18 protein-coding genes are annotated in these 23,274 nt (G+C 48.5%); 8 read left to right on the top strand and 10 right to left on the bottom strand.

The features are described from left to right. The 7 genes from mnmE to CIK87_RS06665 form a co-directional block, all read right to left on the bottom strand. Positions 1 to 1,374 (bottom strand): tRNA uridine-5-carboxymethylaminomethyl(34) synthesis GTPase MnmE, encoded by a 1,374-nt coding sequence (gene mnmE / locus CIK87_RS06695; RefSeq protein WP_094386641.1) that lies wholly within the window; start codon positions 1,372 to 1,374, stop codon positions 1 to 3. 157 nt (positions 1,375 to 1,531) lie between these two features. Beyond that, positions 1,532 to 2,404: a nucleoside phosphorylase gene (locus tag CIK87_RS06690; RefSeq protein WP_094386502.1), complete on the bottom strand. Its 873-nt coding sequence runs from the start codon at positions 2,402 to 2,404 to the stop codon at positions 1,532 to 1,534. A 2-nt stretch (positions 2,405 to 2,406) separates the two neighbouring features. Beyond that, entirely contained in the window at positions 2,407 to 3,567 is a 1,161-nt protein-coding gene (locus tag CIK87_RS06685) for a hypothetical protein (protein ID WP_144008138.1), read from the bottom strand. Between the two features lie 10 nt (positions 3,568 to 3,577). Then, positions 3,578 to 3,946 carry a DMT family protein gene (locus tag CIK87_RS06680; protein WP_022311065.1) on the bottom strand — a complete coding sequence of 123 codons (369 nt, stop codon included), beginning with the start codon at positions 3,944 to 3,946 and terminating at the stop codon, positions 3,578 to 3,580. 10 nt (positions 3,947 to 3,956) lie between these two features. Next, a complete protein-coding gene (locus CIK87_RS06675) occupies positions 3,957 to 6,317 on the bottom strand; it encodes a bifunctional dihydroorotate dehydrogenase B NAD binding subunit/NADPH-dependent glutamate synthase (protein WP_094386497.1) in 2,361 nt (786 codons plus the stop codon). A gap of 76 nt (positions 6,318 to 6,393) precedes the next feature. Further along, positions 6,394 to 7,683 carry a serine--tRNA ligase gene (gene serS, locus CIK87_RS06670; RefSeq protein ID WP_094386495.1) on the bottom strand — a complete coding sequence of 430 codons (1,290 nt, stop codon included), beginning with the start codon at positions 7,681 to 7,683 and terminating at the stop codon, positions 6,394 to 6,396. Between the two features lie 152 nt (positions 7,684 to 7,835). Further along, positions 7,836 to 9,023 (bottom strand): aminotransferase class I/II-fold pyridoxal phosphate-dependent enzyme, encoded by a 1,188-nt coding sequence (locus CIK87_RS06665; RefSeq protein WP_022311062.1) that lies wholly within the window; start codon positions 9,021 to 9,023, stop codon positions 7,836 to 7,838. 158 nt (positions 9,024 to 9,181) lie between these two features. Here CIK87_RS06665 and CIK87_RS06660 point away from each other — a divergent pair, with 158 nt between their 5' ends. Beyond that, positions 9,182 to 10,210, top strand: coding sequence for a diacylglycerol kinase family protein (locus CIK87_RS06660; protein WP_094386493.1), 1,029 nt, complete (start codon positions 9,182 to 9,184; stop codon positions 10,208 to 10,210). A 9-nt stretch (positions 10,211 to 10,219) separates the two neighbouring features. Here the strand turns inward: CIK87_RS06660 and CIK87_RS06655 are convergent, their stop codons facing one another. Together CIK87_RS06655 and CIK87_RS06650 are read right to left on the bottom strand one after the other, a co-directional pair. After that, positions 10,220 to 10,912: a tRNA1(Val) (adenine(37)-N6)-methyltransferase gene (locus tag CIK87_RS06655; protein ID WP_094386491.1), complete on the bottom strand. Its 693-nt coding sequence runs from the start codon at positions 10,910 to 10,912 to the stop codon at positions 10,220 to 10,222. Positions 10,913 to 11,347: 435 nt separating this feature from the next. After that, positions 11,348 to 11,770, bottom strand: coding sequence for a hypothetical protein (locus CIK87_RS06650; protein WP_094386489.1), 423 nt, complete (start codon positions 11,768 to 11,770; stop codon positions 11,348 to 11,350). Positions 11,771 to 11,919: 149 nt separating this feature from the next. Here CIK87_RS06650 and CIK87_RS06645 point away from each other — a divergent pair, with 149 nt between their 5' ends. From CIK87_RS06645 to dapA, 7 genes are all read left to right on the top strand, one after another. Next, complete coding sequence (locus CIK87_RS06645; protein ID WP_094386487.1) at positions 11,920 to 13,569, top strand: glycosyltransferase; 1,650 nt, start codon at positions 11,920 to 11,922, stop codon at positions 13,567 to 13,569. 36 nt (positions 13,570 to 13,605) lie between these two features. Continuing rightward, positions 13,606 to 16,167, top strand: a complete 2,562-nt coding sequence (glgP, locus tag CIK87_RS06640; RefSeq protein WP_094386485.1) for an alpha-glucan family phosphorylase — start codon at positions 13,606 to 13,608, stop codon at positions 16,165 to 16,167. A 173-nt stretch (positions 16,168 to 16,340) separates the two neighbouring features. Continuing rightward, entirely contained in the window at positions 16,341 to 17,906 is a 1,566-nt protein-coding gene (locus CIK87_RS06635) for an NAD(P)/FAD-dependent oxidoreductase (RefSeq protein WP_094386640.1), read from the top strand. 65 nt (positions 17,907 to 17,971) lie between these two features. Further along, a complete protein-coding gene (locus tag CIK87_RS06630; RefSeq protein WP_144008137.1) occupies positions 17,972 to 19,432 on the top strand; it encodes a ComEC/Rec2 family competence protein in 1,461 nt (486 codons plus the stop codon). After that, a complete protein-coding gene (gene truA / locus CIK87_RS06625) occupies positions 19,432 to 20,166 on the top strand; it encodes a tRNA pseudouridine(38-40) synthase TruA (RefSeq protein WP_094386639.1) in 735 nt (244 codons plus the stop codon). The genes CIK87_RS06630 and truA overlap by 1 nt, the downstream gene beginning before the upstream one ends. 11 nt (positions 20,167 to 20,177) lie before the next feature. Beyond that, positions 20,178 to 21,095 carry a DMT family transporter gene (locus CIK87_RS06620; RefSeq protein ID WP_094386481.1) on the top strand — a complete coding sequence of 306 codons (918 nt, stop codon included), beginning with the start codon at positions 20,178 to 20,180 and terminating at the stop codon, positions 21,093 to 21,095. Positions 21,096 to 21,171: 76 nt separating this feature from the next. Beyond that, positions 21,172 to 22,059: a 4-hydroxy-tetrahydrodipicolinate synthase gene (gene dapA / locus CIK87_RS06615; protein ID WP_022311052.1), complete on the top strand. Its 888-nt coding sequence runs from the start codon at positions 21,172 to 21,174 to the stop codon at positions 22,057 to 22,059. Between the two features lie 69 nt (positions 22,060 to 22,128). On the opposite strand, the gene CIK87_RS06610 is transcribed toward dapA, so the two are convergent. After that, the gene (locus CIK87_RS06610; RefSeq protein ID WP_094386638.1) at positions 22,129 to 23,166 is read right to left on the bottom strand and encodes a type I asparaginase; all 1,038 of its coding nucleotides are present in this window, start codon (positions 23,164 to 23,166) and stop codon (positions 22,129 to 22,131) included. Positions 23,167 to 23,274: the final 108 nt, after the last annotated feature.

The raw sequence follows: 23,274 nt of genomic DNA, 5'->3' as shown, positions 1-23,274 counted from the left end.
TCACTTTCCCACGCAGAAATGAGAGAAGATATTGCCAAGGACTTCATCAGTGGTGATGGTATTGCCCGTGATTTCGGAAAGATGGAAGAGGACTTGGCGTAGGTCTTCGCTTATAAGGTCGCCTGAAAGATTTGTGGACAGACCTTCGATCACTCTCTGCAATGCTTTTTGAGACTGGCGTAGCGAATAGTAATGACGGGCGGAAGTGACGAGATAGTCGTTTTCATGTATCTCGGGAATGTTGGCGGCCTGGTATATGGCTTGTTGCAGTTCCTCCAGATTCGTACCGTACTTGGCACTGATGCCAATCTGGCGGAATACGCCTTTGGCTTGAGTGGGAGACTGGGTGTAGGCGTTGTGGTCTATTTTATTCCTGACGATGATAACCTTCTGATTGGTATCAATGGCGTCGATTGCAGTTTGCTCTTCTTCGTCAAAGGTGTCTTGGTCGGTCAGCCAGAGTATGATGGTCGCCTGCTTAAGTTTCTCGAATGTTCGTTCAATTCCAAGTTGTTCAATGGCATCATCTGTGGTTCGGATACCGGCGGTATCAATAAACCTGAACTTGATGCCATTAATAGTCGTAGTGTCCTCAATCACGTCGCGAGTGGTGCCGTGGATGTCGCTGACGATGGCTCTATCTTCGCCTAACAATCTGTTAAGCAACGTGCTCTTGCCAACGTTTGTCTTGCCTATGATGGCAACGGCGACGCCTTCCTTGATGGCCTTGCCACTCTCGAATGATTTGCACAGACTATCAATCTTGTTCTCAATGCTTTCGGCCAAAGCAAGCAATTCTCCCCGCTCAGCAAATTCTAATTCCTCATGGTCGGAGAAGTCAAGCTCGAGTTCAAGCAGAGACGTGATTTTCAACAGCTTGTCACGAAGTATGGCCAAGTCGTTGCTGAAGTGACCTTTGAGCTGGGACATGGCTATTTTATGAGTCGCTTTATTGGTAGACGCAATGAGGTCTGCCACGGCTTCTGCCTGACTAAGGTCCATTTTCCCATTGAGGTAAGCGCGCATAGTGTATTCTCCGGGTGTAGCTTGGCGACAGCCTTTTTCAATAAGCATTCTAAGAATCGTGGCGGCTATGAACGTAGACCCATGGCATGAGATTTCAATAGAATCTTCTCCTGTATAGGAATGGGGTGCATGGAATACACTAACAAGGACTTCATCGACAACCTCGCCGTTGGAGTCTATGATGTTGCCGAAATGTATTGTGTTTGGGCGTGCAGATTTTAGAGGCCTCTTCGAGCTTGATATAAACACCATGTCAGCAATGTCAATCGCTCTGTCACCGCTGATTCTTATGAGTGAGATGGCTCCGCCTGCAGGTGTGGCCAGAGCGCATATAGTATCGTTGTTCATCATCTATATAATAAATATGTATATGTACCTCTAATATATATCCACGCCGATGGTGGTGTTGCTATATTCTATCAGCGTCATACCGTTGTCTCTTGTTTCTCACGTAGGACAATAGTATGACGCTGTTCGTTTTATACGAGATGTCTGTCAGGTCAGACTAGATTCTATCAAGTACTTCTATGATAAGATTGTCGATAGAATTCTTGTAATTAGCATTAGCTTCCTTGGCCACCCTGTTGGCAATTACCATACAGCAAGTCATGGCTTTGTGGCCCATGAGAGCGGAGAGGCCGGCGAGCGCGCTGGATTCCATTTCAAAATTGGTTATACGTAAGTCACCATATACGAAGCTCTCTACCTTCTCGTTCTGATGAGGGTCTGCCAGAGGAATTCTCAATTCACGACCCTGGGGGCCGAAGAAACCGCCACATGCGATGGTGATGCCTCTTACCATATCTTCGCCTGCAATGCGGTCTACCAACTCTTTGTCACCATCAATCACGTAGGGCGCTGAGAGAAGCGGACTCCAATTCATGTGCTTCTTAAATGCCTCCTCAAGTTTGAGGTCGCATACGTCGTTACGTCCGGCATAGAAGTTGAGCAATCCGTCGAAACCGATGCTTTTCACGCTGGCAACAAATGTTCCAACAGGTGTGTATGGCTGGAGACCGCCGCATGTACCAATACGTACAAATGTGAGTTGCTTGAAGGTTTCCTTCTCGTGTCTCGTCTTGAAGTCAATGTTGGCCAAGGCGTCCATCTCATTCACAACGATATCGATGTTGTCACAGCCAATACCTGTGCTTTGTACAGTGATACGTTTTCCTTTATATGTACCTGTGATGGTTTTGAACTCTCTGCTTTCTACTTCACACTCCTTGGTCTCAAAATGAGAGGCAACAAGTGCAACTCTGCCAGGGTCGCCAACGAGAATAATCTTGTCAGCGAGCTGTTCTGGCTTAACGTGCAGATGGAAAATGCTACCATCTGGGTTAATAATTAATTCAGATTCAGCAAAATACTTCATAATAGTTATCTGTTAATAAGTTTGTTCTCAGAGTTTCTTATTCTCTTTTCTGTCTCAGTAATTGTGTTGAGCAGTTGCTCTGTTTCTTGTTCTTTATTGATGATGTCAGTAGATACTTTTGCTTTCTGTCCTTTCGAGAGACTTTCATAATTCAGCCTCATCTTGTCAAGTTCTTCCATCTTTTTGCGATAGAGTGCCTTTTGTCCGTTGAACATCAGGAATTGCTGGCGGTTTGCTTTGCTCCTGAAGTTATCCAGGCGATGATAGACCAGCTTGTCATTGATGACAAAGGAGAAATACTCGTCGCTTGACTTGGCTGCTTGGCGTTCCAGCAGATTGGCCTTCTTTTGCAGCCCTTCTGCGCGGTTACCAAATTTCCATGTGTCGGCGATGCTTTGGATATTGGCATACTTCTTGAGCTCATCTTCCGTCAAGTCATCCTCCTCAAAACTTTTGCGGAGAGTAGGTGGGATGAAAGTATAGATACACACCTTGCCCTCTGGCTGGTTGCGGTCGCTTACCAACCATCCTATATTGTCATACTCGTCTATGGCAAGGAAGTAGTCATTGGCTGTGGAATTGAAGGGGAAACCATAATTCTGGGGCTCATAGAACTTGCCACTGTCGCTGTCGAATGTAGTTGTGAAGATATCGTAACCGCCAACACTGTTGGCTCCCTTTGCCGAGAAGAATAGAGTGATACCGTCAGACAAGACAAACGGATAATTGATTTGATGGAAGGCAGAGTCGATGCCTTCTACCTTGGTGCGTTTACCCCATTTCTCGCCAAGCCAGTCCAAGCGATAGAGCTTATTCCCTCTGACAGTGTCTTCTTCCGCATAATAGGCTTGGTCTCCAAATTCATTGATATAGACCGACATCATTACTGATGTTTTCTTGGCCTTGTTGAAGAATTTGTTGTAAGACATGATTTCGCCAGACTCCTTATTGAGAGGAATCTTTGTCAGAAACGAGTCTCTGTCTACCACCAGACTGTCAATAAACATGATTTTTGCGGTTGATGGCAACATGGATGCGTATAGCTTCTCTTCGGGAGATGGCTCTGTCGACACCTTGACAGCCGGCCGTTTAACTCTGCGATGCTTTTGGGCTTGTGTTGATACACAAGCGGAGATGAGTATCATCAATATAATCAGTTTCTTCATAATGGTTATACTATTTCATAAACACAAGATAAACTGCACAGATAATGAGCAGAAAAGCAAGAATGTGGTTCCAGTGCAAGTTCTGGCCTTGGAAGAGGATGTTGGCTATAATGGCAAACACGACCAGACTGACGCATTCTTGAATCACCTTGAGCTGTACGAGCGAGAATGGGCCTCCATTGCCATCATAACCTATGCGATTGGCTGGAACCTGACAGCAGTATTCCAAGAATGCGATAGACCACGAGAAGACGATAACCCCAATTAGGGGCCAGTCGCGTGAGAGGCCGGTTTCCTGTATTTTCAGATGGCCGTACCAAGCCAATGTCATAAATACGTTGCTCAGTATAAGTAGAATGATGGTGTACAACCCGTTCATTATCTTTTCTTTACTTGTTGTCGTTAGACATGTTGATTAGGCGCTCAGCCATGTTCTTGGCAGCGCGACGCCCGTCGCCCATTGCCAGAATTACGGTAGCGCCACCTCTTACTATATCGCCGCCGGCATACAGTTCTGGACGACTGCTCTGCATCTGTTCGTTCACGACGATGGTATTCTTTCGCCCCAGTTCCAAGCCGGGTATCGACTTGGGTACAAGTGGGTTGGGCGATACGCCCACAGCAACAATTACCTGGTCACATTCTATTGTCAGTGTTTCCCCAGTAGCTATAGGGCTTCTTCTTCCGCTTGCGTCGGGTTCGCCCAGCTTCATGATATCGAGTACGGCAGCCTTCACTCGTCCTTCTTCATCAGCCAGATATTCTTTGGGATTATGGAGTGTAAGGAAGTTGATGCCTTCCTCTTTGGCATGCTTTACTTCTTCCAGACGGGCAGGCATCTCTGTCTCCGACCTGCGGTAGGCGAGGGTGACATCTGCTCCCAAGCGCTTTGCCGTGCGACAAGAGTCCATTGCCGTGTTTCCACCGCCTACAACCAGCACCTTCTTGCCGATATTGATGGGTGTGTCTGTCCGTTCATTGGCGGCATCCATCAGATTTACTCGGGTCAGATACTCGTTGGATGACATAATATTGATGTAGTTTTCGCCAGGGATGTTCATGAAGTTGGGTAATCCTGCGCCTGAAGCGACGAATATTCCCTTGAATCCCTGTTCTTCGAGCTGCTCTACTGTTATGGTCTTGCCTACAATACAGTCGGTTTGGAACTCCACGCCCATCTTGCGGAGATTGTCTATCTCAACATCGACAATCTTATTGGGCAAACGGAATTCGGGAATACCATACTTCAGCACACCGCCAATTTCGTGAAGTGCCTCGAATACATGTACGTGAAAGCCGTGCTTGGCCATTTCGCCAGCGAAACTCAGACCGGCAGGACCCGAACCGACAACCGCTACTTTGATGCCGTTCTTAGGTGCCATATCCGGCAGTGCGATACTATTGCTTTCACGTTCATAATCGGCGGCGAAACGCTCAAGATAACCTATGGCCACAGCCGGTTCGTTCATCTTGAGATGGATACATTTGCTTTCACACTGTTTCTCCTGGGGGCATACGCGGCCACATACGGCGGGCAGAGCCGAGGTTTGTTTCAGCACCTTGGCTGCAGCGAGGAATTCGCCGCGCTCTATATTCTTGATGAATGAGGGGATGTTGATACTTACAGGACAACCTTCCACGCATCCAGGCTTGGCACAGTCCAGACAGCGTTGAGCCTCAACGAGAGCCATCTCTTTGGTGAGGCCTTTGTTGACCTCTTCCAGTCGTGTTGTGGCGCGATAGGTGGCATCCAGTTCGGGCATTACCACACGGGCAATCGTTTTGCGCTCTTTGGCACTCTTCGCCTTTCTCAGTTCTTCACGCCATGCAGCGTTGCGGTCTGTGAGGTCGCATGCTTCGGCAGTATTGTTACACTTGCAGCTATTGTTGTCATCACAGCTCTCTTTCTCTTCAGCTACGGGAATAGTTGCGTGTTCGGCATAGTGTTCCATCTCCACGCGTTCAACGGCCTTGAAAGTACCCATACGCTTGAACATTTCATCCCAATCTACAAGGTTGCCGTTAAACTCAGGGCCGTCGATACATACAAACTTCGTCTTTCCGCCAATAGTCAGTCGGCATGCTCCACACATGCCGGTTCCGTCTACCATAATCGTGTTCAGAGAGACGTCGTTAGGGATATTGTACTTTTGTGCCATCAAGGAACAGAACTTCATCATGATGGGAGGTCCGATGGCAAGCACCTTGTCGACATGCTCGCGCTTGATGACCTTTTCCATACCTGCGGTGACCACACCTTTTTCGCCCCACGAACCATCGTCGGTCATGATGATGACCTCGTCTGAGTATTGGGCGACTTCGTCCACCATTATCACCAGTTCCTTTGTGCGACCGGCCAGTACCGATACTACTCGGTTACCGGCTTTTTTCAGCGCAGTAAGAATCGGTAATATTGCGGCTATTCCAATGCCGCCTCCAGCACAAAGCACGGTTCCGTAGTTCTCGATTTTTGATGGAGTTCCCAACGGGCCTACTACGTCTTCTATATATGCCCCTGGTTCCAATCGGCACAATTTGGTAGAAGAGAGACCTACTTCCTGTACTACCAGAGTAAGGGTTCCTTTGTCGGCATCAGACATGGCGATAGTATAGGGTACGCGTTCGCTGTTCTTGTCGACGCGGATGATGATGAAGTTGCCGGCTTTGCAGCTTCTTGCTATAAGCGGCGCTTCTATTTCAAGGCAGAATACTCTCTCTGAATATTGTTTTTTGGAAATAAGTTTGAACATGGTGGAATGATGATTTCTTGTTGTTAACAAGTGGGGAAGGGCTATTTGCCCTTACCCCATATATAATAAGGTGGAATTAGAAATTCTTGTCGTCGAGCATCTCGAAGCCGCAGTAGGGTACCAGTACACGAGGAACGCGGATGCCTTCAGGTGTCTGGTTGTTCTCAATGATAGCGGCTACAATACGTGGAAGAGCCAGGGCCGAGCCATTGAGTGTGTGGCAGATTTCTATCTTCTTAGTGTCATTGCGACGGAAACGGCAGTGCAGGCGGTTGGCCTGATAACTCTCAAAGTTGGATACTGACGAAACCTCAAGCCAACGCTTTTGTGCAGCGCTCCATACTTCGAAGTCATAGCAGATGGCAGAGGTGAAACTCATGTCGCCGCCGCACAGACGCAGAATATGATAGGGGAGCTCCAGCTTCTTCAGCAGACCCTCTACATGGTCGAGCATTTCGTTCAGACTTTGGTATGAATGTTCGGGAGTGTCGATGCGTACAATTTCAACCTTGTCAAACTGGTGGAGACGGTTGAGACCTCTCACGTCCTTGCCATAGCTTCCTGCTTCACGACGGAAACAGGCTGAATAGGCGCAGCGCTTGATGGGCAGGTCCTTCTCGTCCAGTATCTCGTCTCTGAAAATGTTGGTAACAGGAACTTCAGCAGTAGGGATGAGATAGAGATTGTCCAGATTGGCGTGATACATCTGGCCTTCCTTGTCGGGCAGCTGGCCGGTGCCATATCCGCTGGCTTCGTTCACTACGTAGGGAGGCTGTATCTCCAGATAACCGCTCTTGCGGGCCTCGTCGAGGAAGAAAGCCTCGAGAGCGCGCTGGAAACGTGCCATCTTGCCGATATAGAGAGGGAAACCGGCGCCGGTAATCTTGACGCCGAGGTCAAAATCAACCAGATTATATTTCTTGAGCAAATCCCAGTGGCAAGGAGCGTCTTCGGGAAGTTCGGGCATGGGGCCTCCTTCTTTGACTACCACGTTGTCAGCGGCATCCTTGCCTTCGGGCACGTCGTCGTTGGGTATGTTAGGGATGGTGAGCAGTATGTCTGTCATATCCTGCTGTGCCTTTGCCATAATCTCTTGCAGAGCCTTGTCGGTACATTTGAGCTCGGCAACTTGTTCCTTGGTCGAATAGGCCTCGTCCTTCTTGCCGTCTTTCATCAACTGGCCTATCTGCTTGGACAGCAGGTTCTGTTGTTGCTTGTTGTTGTCTAATTTCTGCTGGGTTTCACGACGTAGCTTGTCGTACTCCAGTACCTTCTCGATGGCTTCACGAGCACCTTTGAAGTGTTTCTTTTCCAACCCGCGCACCACGCGCTCGGTTTCTTCACTGATAAGTTTTAATGTAAGCATAACTTATACTTTATTATAATATGTATATTTACGCAGCAAAGTTAGTAATAATAATTGAAACGAACAAATAATCGTGACTCTCTTTATCTTGAAAAGAAATAAGCTGACAGAACGTCGTTCTATCAGCTTATTCCGATTGTTTGTCATTATTGTTACTTGATTATCTCAAGTTCTTTGAATGCTTTCTTCAATATCTGAACACCGCGCTCAACCTGTTCTTGGGTGTGAGATGCCATAAGGGCAAATCTTACCAGCGTATCCTGTGGTGCGCAGGCTGGTGGGATAACGGGGTTGATGAACACACCGTTGTCAAAGGCCAGCTTGGTAACCATAAAGGTCTTCTCGATGTCTCTTACATAGAGAGGTATGATAGGACTTTCGGTATCTCCGATTTCAAAGCCTTCTTCCTTGAAACGCTTCAGAGCATAGTTGGTCACATCCCAAAGGTGCTCCAGACGCGAGGGCTCCTCCTGAAGGATGTGCAGAGCCTCGAGAGCAGCAGCGGTAGCAGCGGGAGTGTCGCTGGCACTGAAGATATAAGTACGGCAGCTGTGGCGCAGGAAGTTGATGGTGTCTGCATCGCCGGCAATGAAGCCGCCAATCGATGCAAGGCTCTTCGAGAATGTGCCCATGATGAGGTCTACCTCGTCGGTCAGACCGAAGTGGTCGCAGACTCCGCGTCCCTGCTTGCCGAATACGCCAAGGCCGTGTGCCTCGTCTACCATGAGCGAACAGTTGTATTTATGCTTGAGTTCTACGATTTCGGGCAGCTTGGCCAAATCACCTTCCATAGAGAAAACGCCATCGACTACGATGAGCTTGATGGCCTCTTTGGGCAGTTTCTGAAGCACGCGCTCCAGATCTTCCATGTCGTTGTGCTTGTAGTGGAGCTGAGTGGCAAATGACAGACGGCGGCCGTCAACGATACTTGCGTGGTCGCGGTCGTCACAGATAATATAATCTCCACGGCCTACCACCATTGCGATAACGCCAGCGTTGACTGAGAAACCTGTGGCAAAGCATAGAGCGTCGTCTTTATGTTCAAACTCGGCGAGTTCTTTTTCTAATTGTACGTGAATGTCAAGAGTACCATTCAGAAAACGGCTACCGGCGCATCCGGATCCGTATTTATCAAGCGCTTTGTGGGCGGCCTCGATAACTCTCTCGTCACCGGTAAGACCTGTATAGGCGTTTGAGCCAAACATCAATACCTTGTGGCCGTCCATTTCTACTTCTGGACCCTGTTTGCTGGTTATTGCACGGAAATATGGATACACTCCTGCAGCCATATACTTCTGTGGCTCTCGGTAATTCTTATACCTTTCTTGTAATTGTCCCATTTTAAACTCTCGTTATTAGTCAAATTTTGTGCAAAGGTACAAAAAAAACTTATAAAAGAGCGAAATGTGATAAGAAATAACTCTTTTTGATAAAAATAATACCGTTTGTGAAGAAATATGGAAAGCTTTTTTGTACTTTTGCAGTTAAAGATTCATTTATGAAGTTGAAAGTATTATTCATAATGAACCCTATTTCGGGTACTACGAGTAAGGATGGCATTGCGCCGTTAATCGACAAATATATAGACAGCAGCAAGTTTGATTGTCAGATTCGCGTTACCGAGTATGCGGGTCATGCCGAGCAACTGGCAAGGCAGGCTGTTGCTGATGGGGTTGATGTCTGCGTGGCTGTTGGTGGCGATGGGACTGTCAATGAGGTAGGTCGCGCCATTGTTCATTCCCATACGGCTTTGGGCATTATCCCCTGTGGCTCGGGCAATGGTCTTGCGCGCCACCTGATGATACCTATCAATATCCGGAAGGCGCTCGAGATAATCAATCTGTGCCAGATACGACCTCTCGACTATGGTGTCATCAATGGCTATCCCTTCTTCTGTACTTGTGGAATGGGTTTCGACGCTTGTGTCAGTCACAAGTTTGCCGAAGCTGGCAAGCGTGGTCCCATCACTTATGTCCAGAAGGTTCTGGAGGAAGGACTGAAGTACCAGCCGGAGACTTACGAGATTTGTGATGAGAACGGGACCGCTACTTATAAGGCTTTCCTGGTCTCTTGTGCCAATGCGTCGCAGTATGGCAACAATTGCTACATTGCGCCACAGGCATCCATGAGTGACGGACTGATGGATGTAATCATCATGGAGCCATTCGACCTGCTCGAAGCGCCGCAGATAAGCATTGACATGTTCAATAAGACGCTCGACCAGAGCTCCAAAATCAAGACATTCAGAACCAAACATCTGCATATACACCGCTCCAAGCCCGGGATGATACATTTCGACGGCGACCCTGTCATGACCGACGCCGACGTTGAGGTTACGCTGCAGGAGAAGGGCATCAATATCGTCGTGAACCCTTATGCCGACCGAAGCAAGCGCAAGCCTAATGCCTTCCAGAGCGCCGCAGCGCAGATATTCAATGAGATAAATATCGTGCGTGACGACTTGTCGAAGCAGGGACGCCATGTGCTGGCGCTCAGCAAAGTGCTGCAACGCAAATTGAATATCTGACAGATGTTTTTATAGGTAAAACTCTTCTGTCAGTGCTTTATACCAAGCAGAACGGTCACCTCCCTCCATGAGGACGTGACACTTCTCCAGATAGGAGTCGGTCTGATATTTGCCAAACGTAACCAACATGCGTTTGGCAGTTTTTTTCTCTGTCGTCTTGATTAGTGTTTTCTTGTGGATGAAGAACCCTGCGATGCTGCTTTCCTGCAGGAAGACGGCCGACTGGTCGGTGGGGATGATTATCGATAGCAATCCGTTGGGGGCAAGTAGTCTATAGGCATGCCGGAAGAGGTCTTGGGGAAGCAGCGAGTCGGTGTGGCGTGCCATGGAGCGCTGCTCGTCGGGGCATTTCAGTGACTCTGAAAAGAAGGGAGGGTTGCACACGATGCTGTCATATTGTTGTGGTGGTTCAAATGATGACACATCGCTGTGATATACATTGATTCTCGAGGCAAAACGACTGTCAGCGACATTGCCCCGAGCCTGCTGGCAAGCCTTGGGGTCGATGTCGATACAGTCGATATGCGCGCCGTCAAAGCGCTGGGCCATGATCAGGGCGATGAGGCCTGTGCCTGTGCCGATATCCAATATCCTGTCGCCGCCATCGGCCCAACTGCCCAAGAGCACGCCATCGGTGCCAACTTTCATGGCGCACATGTCGTGCTTGACCACAAACTGCTTGAATGTAAAACAATCCTTCATAAGTGTTGCAGTAATCTCCTTAGTTACAAAGGTAATCATTTTCTCTGTAACCGACAACGTTTCGACCGATATCATTGCAGCAAAATCATTGTAAATCGTACTTGCCGCCACGATGTTCCTTGATAATAATCTACTTGTGGCAAGTTATATGAAGAGCGAAGCGGCGAAATTGTCCGCGATGGCTTTTAATATGATTTTGAAGCGCGATTTGGTGATTTCATGACTTGAAACCATCATTGCAAACTGCGATTTGCAGAATTCGCGCTTTGCAATCTGCGCAAAGCCGTATCGTGGGCAGATGAGGGTTAAAGTTGGCATCGCCAACGCGCCTGTCATTCACAAGATCGTGACTTGTGGAGAGGCGCGCGTCTCTTATACCTATTTATATTTGTATACAGAGAGTGGGGTGGGGGCTTGCAGATAAACGATGCAAACCTATTTTCTCTTGAACACAATCTGCTTGGGCAGCTTCACCCACTTGCGGTTGCGTGCCACCTTCAGCGCGCTTCCCTTGAGCTGCTTCAGGATGCAGATGCCGTCCTTGCCGATGACCAGCTCTGCCTTCAGGTCTTCGCTTCCATAGTCATTGACCATGTCGAGCTGGGCTGCGGTGTCGCTGTGGTTGGTTCTGGCGTCTGTAATGAGCCATTTGCGGCCGTCTTTGTAGTCGCCCAGAAAGCCCGGCATGACACCGTATATTTCCTGGTTGGGCACGACCACGTTGTTTTGGTAAAAATCTATTACCAGGTATATCCCCAACTCTTCGTTGACAAACTTTCCGCTGAAGTTCTTGGTTGACTGCGCAATAGAGTTTAGCGCTGCCAAAAGCAATATAATGATGGTGTATGTTTTTTTCATTTCGTTACTTCCAAAGATGGTTTTTGCTCTTTTCAGGGGCAAAGTTAGCAATTCCAAATCAAGAAACGTGCCTATATTTGAAGATTTTAACACATAAATTTCTTATTCTGCGATTTTTAGATTACCTTTGCGTCGTATTATAAATAGTTATGAAGAGAACATTATTGTTTCCGGAATATATATTTGAGTCGAGTTGGGAGGTTTGCAATAAGGTTGGCGGTATCTACACAGTGCTCTCGTCGCGTGCCCTCACACTACAGAAAGAACTCGGTGACAATCTCATTTTTATAGGTCCTGATTTTGGAGAGGAAACACCCTATTTTACAGAAGACAAGCGGCTTTACATCGATTGGGTTAATCAGGAGAAAGAATTAGCTTTACGCGTGGGTAGATGGAATGTACCCGGCAATCCTATAGCAATCTTAGTTGACTTCAAACCATTCTTCGCTCAGAAGAATGATATATACACTTGGTTGTGGGAACACTATCAGGTGGATAGTCTGCATGCCTATGGCGATTACGACGAAGCCTCGATGTTCTCCTATGCTGCCGGCCGAGTGGTAGAGAGCTTCTATCGTTACTACATCAATGGCAACCGTCGCGTGGTATATCATGGCAATGAGTGGATGAATGGTCTCGGTCTGCTGTACGTCAAGAGCAAGGTGCCCGAGATAGCCACTATATTCACCACCCATGCCACAAGTATAGGTCGAAGCATCGCCGGCAACAACAAGCCGCTCTATCAGTATCTCGACGCTTACAATGGCAATCAGATGGCTGATGAACTCAATATGCAGTCCAAACATTCCATCGAATTGCGTACTGCCCACAACGTTGACTGCTTCACTACTGTGAGCGACATTACCGCTCTGGAGTGCAAGGAGTTGTTGGACAAGCCCGTAGATGTGGTTCTGCCCAATGGATTTGAAAACGACTTTGTGCCCAAGGGCGCTGCGTTTACCCGCAAGAGGAAGTTGGCAAGAGCCAAGCTCCTGAACATAGCCAACGCGCTGATGGGTACCAGACTGGACGACGACACCGTAATCGTGTCGACAAGCGGTCGTTATGAGTTCCGCAACAAGGGCATCGATGTCTTCATCGACTCTCTCAACCGTCTGCGCCACAATGACAGACTCAACCGCAATGTGCTCGCCTTCATCGAAGTGCCGGGCTGGGTAGGCATGGGCCGTCAGGACTTGCAGGAACGCCTCGCGCTGATGGAACAAGGCAAGACTTTTGATACGCCCCTCGACAATCCGAGAGTCACCCATTGGCTGCACAATGCCAATGACGACAAGGTGCTCGGCATGATGAACTATCTCGACATGCACAACTGTCTCGATGACAAGGTCAAAGTGATATTCATCCCTTGTTATCTTACTGGCGACGACGGAATCGTCGATATGCCATACTATGACGTAGTGCTCGGCAATGACCTCTGTGTCTATCCCTCATACTACGAGCCTTGGGGCTATACCCCGCTTGAGGCCATCGCTTTCCATGTGCCTTGTATCACTACCGATTTGGCAGGCTTTGGACTGTGGGCCAACCAGGTAAAGGGGGCAGACAGCGAACTCAGAGATGGCGTCAAGGTGGTGCATCGTACCGACTATAATTATAATAATGTGGCCGACGAGCTTTGTGAGACCATTAGAGAGTTTGCAGCCATGTCGCCCGACGAGGTAAAGACATGCCGCGATGCGGCAGTGCGCCTCTCCAAGAAGGCATTGTGGAGCAAATTCATCGCCTACTACAAGGAAGCCTACGACATCGCACTCTCCAAGTCTGCAAAGAGATAATATATATTAATAAGGTAATACTAATAAATTACATATATGAAGATAAAGTCAGATTATGTCAACGAGCCGAAATGGAAGGAGTTGACAATCAAATCAAGATTGCCAGAAAAATTAAAATGTCTGGATGAGCTCGCTCACAACATGTGGTGGGGCTGGAACTACGAAGCACGTAACATGTTTAAGTGTCTCGATGAAAAGCTCTATGAGGAAGTTGGACACAACCCAGTGCTTCTTCTGGAGAGATTAAGCTATGATCGCAAGGTCGAAATCGTGAACGATACAAAGCTGATGAAGAAAATCAAGGATGTATATGCGAAGTTTACGACCTATATGAACGTCAAGCCCGATGCCAGTCGTCCTTCTGTAGCTTATTTCTGTATGGAATATGGTCTCAACCAGGTGCTCAAGATTTACTCCGGTGGTCTCGGTATGCTGGCTGGTGACTACCTCAAGGAGGCTTCTGACAGTAATGTAGACCTCTGTGCCGTAGGTTTCCTCTATCGCTTCGGCTACTTCACTCAGAGTCTGAGTATGGACGGCCAGCAGATTGCCAAATACGACGCCCAGAACTTCAATTCTCTTCCTATTGAGCGTGTTCTGGACAAGGATGGCAACCCTGTTGTGGTAGACGTACCCTATATGAACTATCAGGTACATGCTTATGTTTGGCAGGTAAACGTTGGCCGTATCAAGCTCTATCTGCTCGATACCGACAATGATATGAACTCTGAGTTTGACCGTCCTATCACCCATTCACTGTATGGCGGCGACTGGGAGAACCGTCTGAAGCAGGAAATCCTGCTGGGTATTGGTGGTATCCTTACTCTGAAGAAGCTCGGAATTACCAAGGACATCTATCACTGCAATGAGGGCCACGCTGCCCTGTGCAACCTGCAGCGTCTCTGCGACTATGTTGACAATGGCCTTACCTTCAACCAGGCTATGGAGCTGGTTAAGGCTTCTTCACTCTATACCGTTCACACTCCTGTGCCTGCCGGTCACGACTACTTCGATGAGTCTCTGTTTGGCAAGTACATGGGCGGCTATCCTTCACGTCTCGGCATCAGTTGGGATGAGTTTATCGGCATGGGTCGTCAGAATCCAGATGACCACAGTGAGCGTTTCTGTATGTCAACATTCGCTTGCAACACCTGCCAGGGTATCAATGGCGTGAGCAAACTCCATGGTTGGGTTAGCCAGCAGATGTTCCAGCCCTTGTGGAAGGGATATTTTGCAGAGGAAAACTCAGTGGGCTATGTTACCAATGGCGTTCACTTCCCATCATGGACAGCGACAGAGTGGCGTAAGGTATATGACAAGTATTTCGACGAGTCGTTCATGAGCGACCAGAGCAATGAGTCTATCTGGCATGGTATCTACAACGTTCCAGACGATGAAATCTGGGAGACCCGTATGGCTCTCAAGAAGAAGCTCATTAGCTATATCCGTGAGAAGTTTACCCAGACATGGCTCCGCAACCAGGGCGACCCTGCTCGCGTGGTATCACTGCTGGAGCGCATCAACCCCAACGCGTTGATGATAGGCTTCTGCCGTCGTTTTGCTACTTACAAGCGCGCCCACCTGCTCTTCACCGACCTGGATCGCCTCAGCAAGATTGTTAACGACCCCGAGCATCCAGTGCTCTTCTTCTTCTCTGGTAAGGCTCACCCCGCTGACGGCGCCGGACAGGGACTTATCAAGAAGATCTTTGAAATCAGCCAGCGTCCAGAGTTCCTCGGTAAGATTATCTTCCTCGAGGACTACGATATGCAGCTTGCCCGTCGCTTGGTATCTGGTGTCGATATCTGGATGAATACTCCTACCCGTCCTCTCGAGGCGTCCGGCACATCTGGTGAGAAGGCCGAGATGAACGGTGTGGTTAACCTCTCTGTTCTTGATGGTTGGTGGGTTGAAGGCTATCGTGAGGGTGCCGGTTGGGCTCTCCCCGAGAAGCGTACCTATCAGAACCAGGGTTATCAGGACCAGCTCGACGCAGCTACAATCTATGGTCTGCTCGAGAATGAGATTATTCCTCTCTACTATAAGAAGTCTAAGAAGGGCTATAGTGAGGGTTGGATTAAGGTAATCAAGAACTCTATCGCCACTATCGCTCCCCACTACACCATGAAGCGTCAGTTGGATGACTACTACACTAAGTTCTACAACGCCCAGGCTGCACGCTACCACAAGCTGGCTGCCGACAACAATCGTCTGGCTAAGGACCTGGCTCAGTGGAAGGAAACCGTTGCCGAGCGTTGGGATAGTATCAACGTTGTGTCTAAGGAGACAACTCTCCTTGATAATGGCGGCGAGACCGGAGTAAGCTACAAGCTGAGATATGTCATCGACGAGCAGGGTCTTGTGGATGCTGTTGGTCTGGAGCTTGTTTCGCTCAACAACGAACTTACTCCTGATGGTCGCCAGGTTTACAGCGTTCATCCGTTTGAGGTAGTTGGCCACGAGGGCAATAACTATATCTTCGAGGTAAATGTTGAACCCGATGTTGCTGGTGCCTTCCGTACTTGTGTTCGTATGTATCCCAAGAATGCTGAGCTGCCCCATCGTCAGGACTTCTGCTATGTGAAGTGGCTTGACTAACATTATTAAATTTATATATGGAGAGGGTGGTTGTTTGAGCAACCATCCTCTTTTTTTGTCCACATCTGGCATTTTTATTTGTAATAGATTGTGTGATTAACATAAATGATGTATTTTTGCAGATGAGATAGGTCTTTGGAATGCGGCCTGTCAGAATAATATATAGTATAGATATGACCACCGATTACCAGATAAGAGTTACGCCGCAAGTCGCGGCAAGCGAGCAGAGTATATTACAGTTTTTGGCAGACGAAAAGGGCGTCGATGTGACGAAGGTTACGACCACGCGCATTGTCAAACGGTCGATAGATGCCCGTCAACGTAATATATTCATCAACCTCACGGTCAGAGTCTACATCAATGAGTTTCCTTCCGGTGACTTCCAACGCACCGTCTATCCCCAGGTAGATGAAAAGCCTCAGGTGCTCGTGATAGGAGAGGGCCCCGGCGGCTTGTTTGCTGCTTTGCGACTGATAGAACTTGGGTATAAGCCGATTGTGCTTGAGCGTGGAAAGAATGTCCATGACCGTAAGCGTGATATGGCACTCATTGCCAAAATCCAAAAGGTGGATGAAGAGTCCAACTATTGTTTTGGCGAAGGCGGAGCTGGCGCTTACTCGGATGGCAAGTTGTTTACACGCAGCAAGAAGCGTGGCAATGTCGACAAGATACTTAATGTATTCTGTCAGCACGGTGCCTCCACATCCATTCTGGTTGACGCCCACCCTCATATAGGTACAGACAAGTTGCCCCGAGTTATAGAAAACATGCGCAACACTATCCTTGGATGTGGCGGTCAGGTGCATTTCCAGACCAAAATGACCAGCCTCATCACCAAGGGTGATACCGTGGTCGGTGTAGAAGCGGTAGATCTGAATACAGGTGAGCAACGTTGCTGGAATGGTCCTGTCATTCTTGCCACGGGTCATAGTGCTCGCGACGTTTATCGTTATCTTTATCGTGACAATATTGAGATTGAGGCCAAAGGCATTGCCGTCGGTGTAAGACTCGAGCATCCCGCCATGCTTATAGACCAGATACAATATCACAGTAAGCAAGGTCGCGGCAAATACCTTCCTGCTGCAGAGTATAGTATGGTCACTCAGGTTGACGGAAGGGGCGTTTATAGCTTTTGCATGTGTCCCGGCGGTTTTGTAATACCCGCTGCAACAGGACCCGAGCAAATCGTTGTCAATGGTATGAGCCCCGCCAACCGTGGAACCAAGTGGAGCAATTCGGGTATGGTTGTCGAGTTGCGTCCCGAGGATATCGATGCAGACAATCCATTGGCCGTTATGCACTACCAGGAGGAAGTTGAGAAGATGTGTTGGCAACAAGGAAACCGTCAGCAGACAGCTCCAGCCCAGCGAATGGCTGACTTCGTGAACAACAGATTGAGCTATGACCTACCCGCAAGCAGCTATGCGCCCGGATTGATTTCGAGCCCATTGCATTTCTGGATGCCCAAGCCGATTGCATCACGCCTTCAGGAAGGTTTCAAGACCTTTGGTCGCCAGGCTCATGGTTTTCTTACCAATGAAGCGGTGCTCATAGCTATGGAAACACGTACCAGCTCGCCGGTGAGAATACTTCGCAACCGGGAAACGCTTATGCATGTGAGACTCCAGGGCCTTTTCCCTTGTGGAGAAGGAGCTGGGTATGCAGGCGGAATTGTGTCTGCCGGCGTAGATGGTGAGCGTTGTGCCGAGCAGTGTGCTGCTTATCTGCAACAAATCTAATTCAGTCAGGCTTGAGATATAGCGTAGATTTCTATCGTAACAATCCGCTGTTCGTGATAGCGGTTATGTTCATTTTAGGCATAGCTTTGGGCGATATTCTTATGTTGCCGTTTGCAGTTTATGCCGTCCTCCTGATTTCCGCTATAGCTATCGGCAGCTGGTTCATGCGCTTCCCGATTGTTTCAAGTCTGAGTGTCCATGTCGGCGCCATCATCGCTGGAGCCTGGCTTGTCACCATCGCGAAAGAGTACAACAAGGCCATTCCCGTCGGGCGACATTATTATGAGGCTGTTGTCGTCAGCCAACCCGTCATTACCGACAAGTCTTTCAAGTGCGACTTGTGGATTGTCAATACTCCAGAGCCTATCAAGGTGAAGGCCACGCTGTTGCGCGATGCCCAACTCTATGGCGATACGCTTAGGCCTGGCGACGGACTTGTCGTCAGCACCGCCTTGAAAGCCGTAGCCGATGTAGACTTCAGTGACGGACATTTCGATTATCAGCGCTGGCTGCGTGTCAATCACTATGATGCGACCGCTTATGTATGGCAAGACTGGCAACGTGAGCAAATCAAAATAAGCAATTTGCCAACCATGGAGAAAATACGCATGCGTGCAACGATGTGGCGTGGCAACTTGCAGGAGAATTACAGGCGTCTGGGTCTTGAAGACAGGACATTGGCACTCATTAGCGCGATGACTATTGGCGACAAGAGTCTCCTTGATGACCAAATGCGTGACGAATACTCCATTTCCGGTGCAAGTCACATCCTGGCTTTGAGCGGTTTGCATCTGATGGTGTTGTTTGTGATAGTCAATTACATTATGAATGGCATCGCCAAGTGTCTGATTGGTTACACCGGAGGCAAAGGAAGACTCACTATCAAATTCATTAAGGCTCTTTTATTGTTTGGGTTGATATGGGGATTTACTATCCTTGTCGGACTTTCGCCCAGCATTACGAGAGCCGCGACCATGATTAGCCTGTATGCAGTTGTCGATTTAGACAACAGACCACATCAGCCATTCAATACATTGGCGTTTACAGCCCTGGTAATCCTTCTCTTCAATCCCTTATCCTTGTGGGATGTTGGATTTCAGTTGTCTTTCATGGCCGTTTTGGGTATCTTCTTCTTTCAACCCAAGCGCCGACTCAACTGGTTTCTGTCACTGTTGTGGCTCTCCTTGTCAGCCCAGCTGGCGGTGGCACCATTGCTGTTATACCATTTCGGCCGGTTGTCCTGTTATTTCCTTCTCGCCAACATTGTGGTGGTGCCTTGCGCGTACATTATAGTTTATTCCGCATTTGCCGTATTGCTCCTTACCCCTGTCGCCATAATCCAACGGTGGATGGTGGCCATTCTCACATCTGCCGCCCATACCATGGACAGCAGCGTGAGGGGAATTGCCATGCTGCCCGGCGCTTCTATCGAAAATATTCATTTTGATGGCGTTCAGGTCGTTGCTCTTTATGTGTTAATCATTTGTGTGTATCGCATATTTTGTCTAACTTTGCATTCCAAATGATGAGTCGATATTTTATTTATCTTAGTTTTGACGGAACCGCCTATCATGGTTGGCAGATACAGCCCAATGGAATATCTGTCCAGCAGGTTCTTCAAGAACGATTGTCCACACTGTTGAGAGGCACCATCGAGGTGGTGGGTGCCGGTCGCACCGACGCTGGTGTCCATGCCCATTTGATGGTTGCACATTTTGATTATGACGGCGAGCTCGATGGAGCCCAATTGGCTTATAAGTTGAACCGGATGATGCCACGCGACATAGCCATACACGACGTGAGGAAAGTCGCAGACGATTTGCATGCACGTTTCTCTGCCGTCAAGCGCACCTATCATTATTATATACATACCCATCGCAATCCTTTCCATCGTTTTTATTCCTTGGAGATGCCTTATCAGCTTGATTTCGAAGCTATGAATGAGGCAGCCCGGCTGCTGCTCGATGTCAAGGACTTCGGCTCCTTCTGCAAGGCAGGCGCTGATGTCAAGACCACGTTGTGCGACCTGACCAAGGCCGAATGGATTAAGATGGAGGAGCCTGGCTGCTGGTATTTCGAGATTAGCGCCAACCGTTTCTTGCGTAATATGGTGCGTGCCGTGGTTGGCACATTGGTCGAGGTAGGACGTGGCCGTATGACTCTGGATGAGTTCCGTGCGGTTGTAGCTTCCGGTAGCCGTAAAAATGCGGGCGAGAGCATGCCTGCTCATGCCCTTTTCCTCTGGGATATAGTTTATTAAATATATAAGTGATGGTCTGGTTAAGTCTTGCTTTCCTTTCAGCGCTGCTGTTAGGTTTTTATGACACATGTAAGAAGAAATCTCTCGATGGCAATGCTGTCATCCCCGTTCTTTTCCTTAACACCCTGTTTTCTTCTGTTATCTTCTTGCCCTTTATTCTTCTGTCCGCAAACTCCCATCTGTTAGAGGGGAGTATGTTTTACGTACAGTCCCAGGGTTGGGAGGTACACAAGTATATCCTGCTCAAGAGTTGTATCGTCCTGTCGTCATGGACGCTTGGCTATTTTGCCATGAAGCATCTGCCGCTTACCATCGTTGGCCCCATCAATGCCACACGCCCCGTGATGACGTTGATAGGTGCGCTGCTACTCTTTGGCGAGCGACTCAATGTGTGGCAATGGGTGGGTGTGGTCTTTGCCATCATCTCTTTCTTTATGCTGAGCCGCAGCAGCAAGAAGGAAGGCATCGACTTCAAGCACAACATCTGGATAATCTTTCTTGTCGGAGCAGCACTGTTGGGTGCCGCCAGCGGACTGTACGACAAGTATCTTATGGCACCTGCCGATAATGGCGGCCTCGCGCTTAACAGCATGACTGTCCAGAGCTGGTACAATCTCTACCAGATGGCCATGATGGGTATCGTCCTTCTCATCTGGTGGTGGAAGCGGGGGAAGACCGAGCGCTTCAGATGGAGTTGGTACATCGTGTTCATCTCCGTATTTCTCTGCGCCGCCGACTTTGTCTATTTCTATGCCTTGAGCCTTCCTGCCGCCATGATTTCCATCGTCTCCATGGTACGCCGCAGTTCGGTTATCGTCAGTTTCATGTGTGGAGCCTTGCTTTTCCATGAGAAGAACCTGAAGTCTAAAGCCATAGATTTGCTGTTGGTGCTTGTGGGCATGGTCTTTTTGTGGATAGGAGGTCATTAAAAAATCAAAAAAACGTGCATCCACTTTGCCTTTTGCCATATTTCTTGTAACTTTGTACATAAATAACCACATTATTATGTCACGAAACATATTCAAAGGCTTGGGTATTGCCCTGATAACTCCCTTTACACAAGACGGTGAAGTAGATTATGCTGCGTTACAGCGCCTGATACGATATCAATTGGATAACGGTGCCGATTTTTTCTGTATTCTTGCAACCACTGGAGAGGCACCTTGTCTCTCTCGTGATGAAAAAGACAAGATAACGGAGGTCGTTAAAGAGATTACAAATGGCAGAGTGCCTATCCTTAAATATTGTGGTGGCAACAATACTCGTGAAGTTGTTGCCGAAATACAGGAAACCGACTGGTCTGGAATTGATGGTATTCTCAGTATCTGCCCGTATTACAACAAGCCCTCACAAGAGGGGCTTTACCAGCATTTCAAGGCAATAAGCCAGGCAAGCCCTCTACCCATCGTTTTGTATAACGTGCCAGGACGTACCGGCGTCAACATGAAGCCTGAGACTATCGTGCGCTTGGCGCGAGAGTGCCACAACATCGTGGGAGTCAAGGAGGCGAGCGGCTCGCTTGAGCAGGTGGATGAAATCATCAAGAACAAACCAGATGGCTTTGAGGTCATCAGCGGCGACGATGCACTTACGTTCTCTATGGTTGCAAGTGGCGCCATCGGAGTCATCTCTGTGATAGGCAATGCACTGCCCAAGGAGTTCTCGCGTATGATTAGACTTGAGTTCAAGGGCGAATACGACCCCGCCAGAACCATCCACCACCGTTTTACCGAACTTTACAAACTGCTCTTTGTTGATGGCAACCCTGCTGGAGTCAAGGCTCTGCTCAACGACATGGGATATATCGAAAATGTATTGCGTCTGCCTTTGGTCCCCACTACCATTGCGACCAAGGAGAAGATGGCCAACATTCTCAAGGAGCTTCGCATATAGGACGAGACTTCATTATAAGGAAAGAGGGATATGCTGTCGGCATATCCCTCTTTCGTATCTCTATTTGGCTTATACTTCAGTAAGTTCACCAGCTATAGAGTGAGCCATCAGCTCTCTGATTTTCTCGGAGTCATCGTATCTCCCTTGCAGATACATCAACTTGGTGGCGGCAGCCTCTACGGTGCTGTCTCTGCCAGAGATGATGCCCGCCTGGAGCAGTTGCCGTCCCGTATCATACCTTCCCATTTCCACCTTGCCCGATATACATTGGCTAATGTTGACCACCACCACGCCGCGATTGCTCGCCTCGCGCAGTTCATTGACAATCCATGGGTAGTGAGGTGCATTTCCGCTGCCATAACTGCGCATGATGATACCCCGGAGTTCGGGAGCCTCAAGCACGTGCTTCACTATATTCTCGTCTATACCCGGGAAGAGGGAGAAGATGATGACATTGCGGTCCATCTCCTTGTGCACGATAAGCGGTTTGCTGTAGTCGGGGGTAAGGATGTGATGGGTGTGGAAGGTGAAATCGACTCCCGCATCGCAGAGGTGCGGGTAGTTGAACGAGTCAAAAGCGTTGAACCCGTCGGCATTCTGCTTGGTGGCACGGTTGCCTCGCAGCAGATGGCCGTTGAAGTAGATACACACCTCGGGCACCATCGGGGTGCCGTCTTGACGATAGGTCGACGCCAGTTCTATACTCGTCAGGATATTCTCCTTGCCGTCGGTGCGCAACTGGCCTAATGGCAGCTGGCTTCCGGTTAGGATTACCGGTTTGGTGAGGTTCTCTAAGAGGAAAGATAGGGCCGAAGCGGTGTAGGCCATGGTGTCTGTACCATGCAGGATGACAAAGCCGTCATACATATCATACTGTTCACCGATGATAGAGACCAGCTTTATCCATGAGTCAGTGCTCATGTCGCTCGAATCTATTGGCGGATTGAACTGATAGATGTCTATATCAGTCTTGATATATTGGAATTCCGGCAAATGCTCTTTAAGATGCTTAAAATCCAATGGCTCCAGGGCGCCGGTAGCGGGGTTTACACCCATTCCAATGGTGCCACCGGTGTAAATGAGCAGTACTTTTCCTTTTTTTCTCATCATTAAGAATGTAAAGATGATTTGTCAAAATCATATATTCCATGCAAATTTACATTTTTTTTGGTTCTTGCACAAAAAAAATCAGTACATTTGCAACCAAAATAACAT

It is taken from the genome of Prevotella sp. P5-64, assembly GCF_002251285.1.
Taxonomy (GTDB): Bacteria; Bacteroidota; Bacteroidia; order Bacteroidales; family Bacteroidaceae; genus Prevotella.
Note: the sequence above shows the minus strand (reverse complement) of the source record. Positions and strands in the feature narration are given on the sequence as shown.

Bases quoted from the DNA above. Each gene is read 5' to 3' on its own strand.
- mnmE (WP_094386641.1), bottom strand. From the start codon at position 1,374: ATGAACAACGATACTATATGCGCTCTGGCCACACCTGCAGGCGGAGCC.
- CIK87_RS06685 (WP_144008138.1), bottom strand. From the start codon at position 3,567: ATGAAGAAACTGATTATATTGATGATACTCATCTCCGCTTGTGTATCA.
- CIK87_RS06680 (WP_022311065.1), bottom strand. From the start codon at position 3,946: ATGAACGGGTTGTACACCATCATTCTACTTATACTGAGCAACGTATTT.
- CIK87_RS06675 (WP_094386497.1), bottom strand. From the start codon at position 6,317: ATGTTCAAACTTATTTCCAAAAAACAATATTCAGAGAGAGTATTCTGC.
- serS (WP_094386495.1), bottom strand. From the start codon at position 7,683: ATGCTTACATTAAAACTTATCAGTGAAGAAACCGAGCGCGTGGTGCGC.
- CIK87_RS06665 (WP_022311062.1), bottom strand. From the start codon at position 9,023: ATGGGACAATTACAAGAAAGGTATAAGAATTACCGAGAGCCACAGAAG.
- CIK87_RS06660 (WP_094386493.1), top strand. From the start codon at position 9,182: ATGAAGTTGAAAGTATTATTCATAATGAACCCTATTTCGGGTACTACG.
- CIK87_RS06655 (WP_094386491.1), bottom strand. From the start codon at position 10,912: ATGAAGGATTGTTTTACATTCAAGCAGTTTGTGGTCAAGCACGACATG.
- CIK87_RS06650 (WP_094386489.1), bottom strand. From the start codon at position 11,770: ATGAAAAAAACATACACCATCATTATATTGCTTTTGGCAGCGCTAAAC.
- CIK87_RS06645 (WP_094386487.1), top strand. From the start codon at position 11,920: ATGAAGAGAACATTATTGTTTCCGGAATATATATTTGAGTCGAGTTGG.
- glgP (WP_094386485.1), top strand. From the start codon at position 13,606: ATGAAGATAAAGTCAGATTATGTCAACGAGCCGAAATGGAAGGAGTTG.
- CIK87_RS06635 (WP_094386640.1), top strand. From the start codon at position 16,341: ATGACCACCGATTACCAGATAAGAGTTACGCCGCAAGTCGCGGCAAGC.
- CIK87_RS06630 (WP_144008137.1), top strand. From the start codon at position 17,972: ATGTTCATTTTAGGCATAGCTTTGGGCGATATTCTTATGTTGCCGTTT.
- truA (WP_094386639.1), top strand. From the start codon at position 19,432: ATGAGTCGATATTTTATTTATCTTAGTTTTGACGGAACCGCCTATCAT.
- CIK87_RS06620 (WP_094386481.1), top strand. From the start codon at position 20,178: ATGGTCTGGTTAAGTCTTGCTTTCCTTTCAGCGCTGCTGTTAGGTTTT.
- dapA (WP_022311052.1), top strand. From the start codon at position 21,172: ATGTCACGAAACATATTCAAAGGCTTGGGTATTGCCCTGATAACTCCC.
- CIK87_RS06610 (WP_094386638.1), bottom strand. From the start codon at position 23,166: ATGAGAAAAAAAGGAAAAGTACTGCTCATTTACACCGGTGGCACCATT.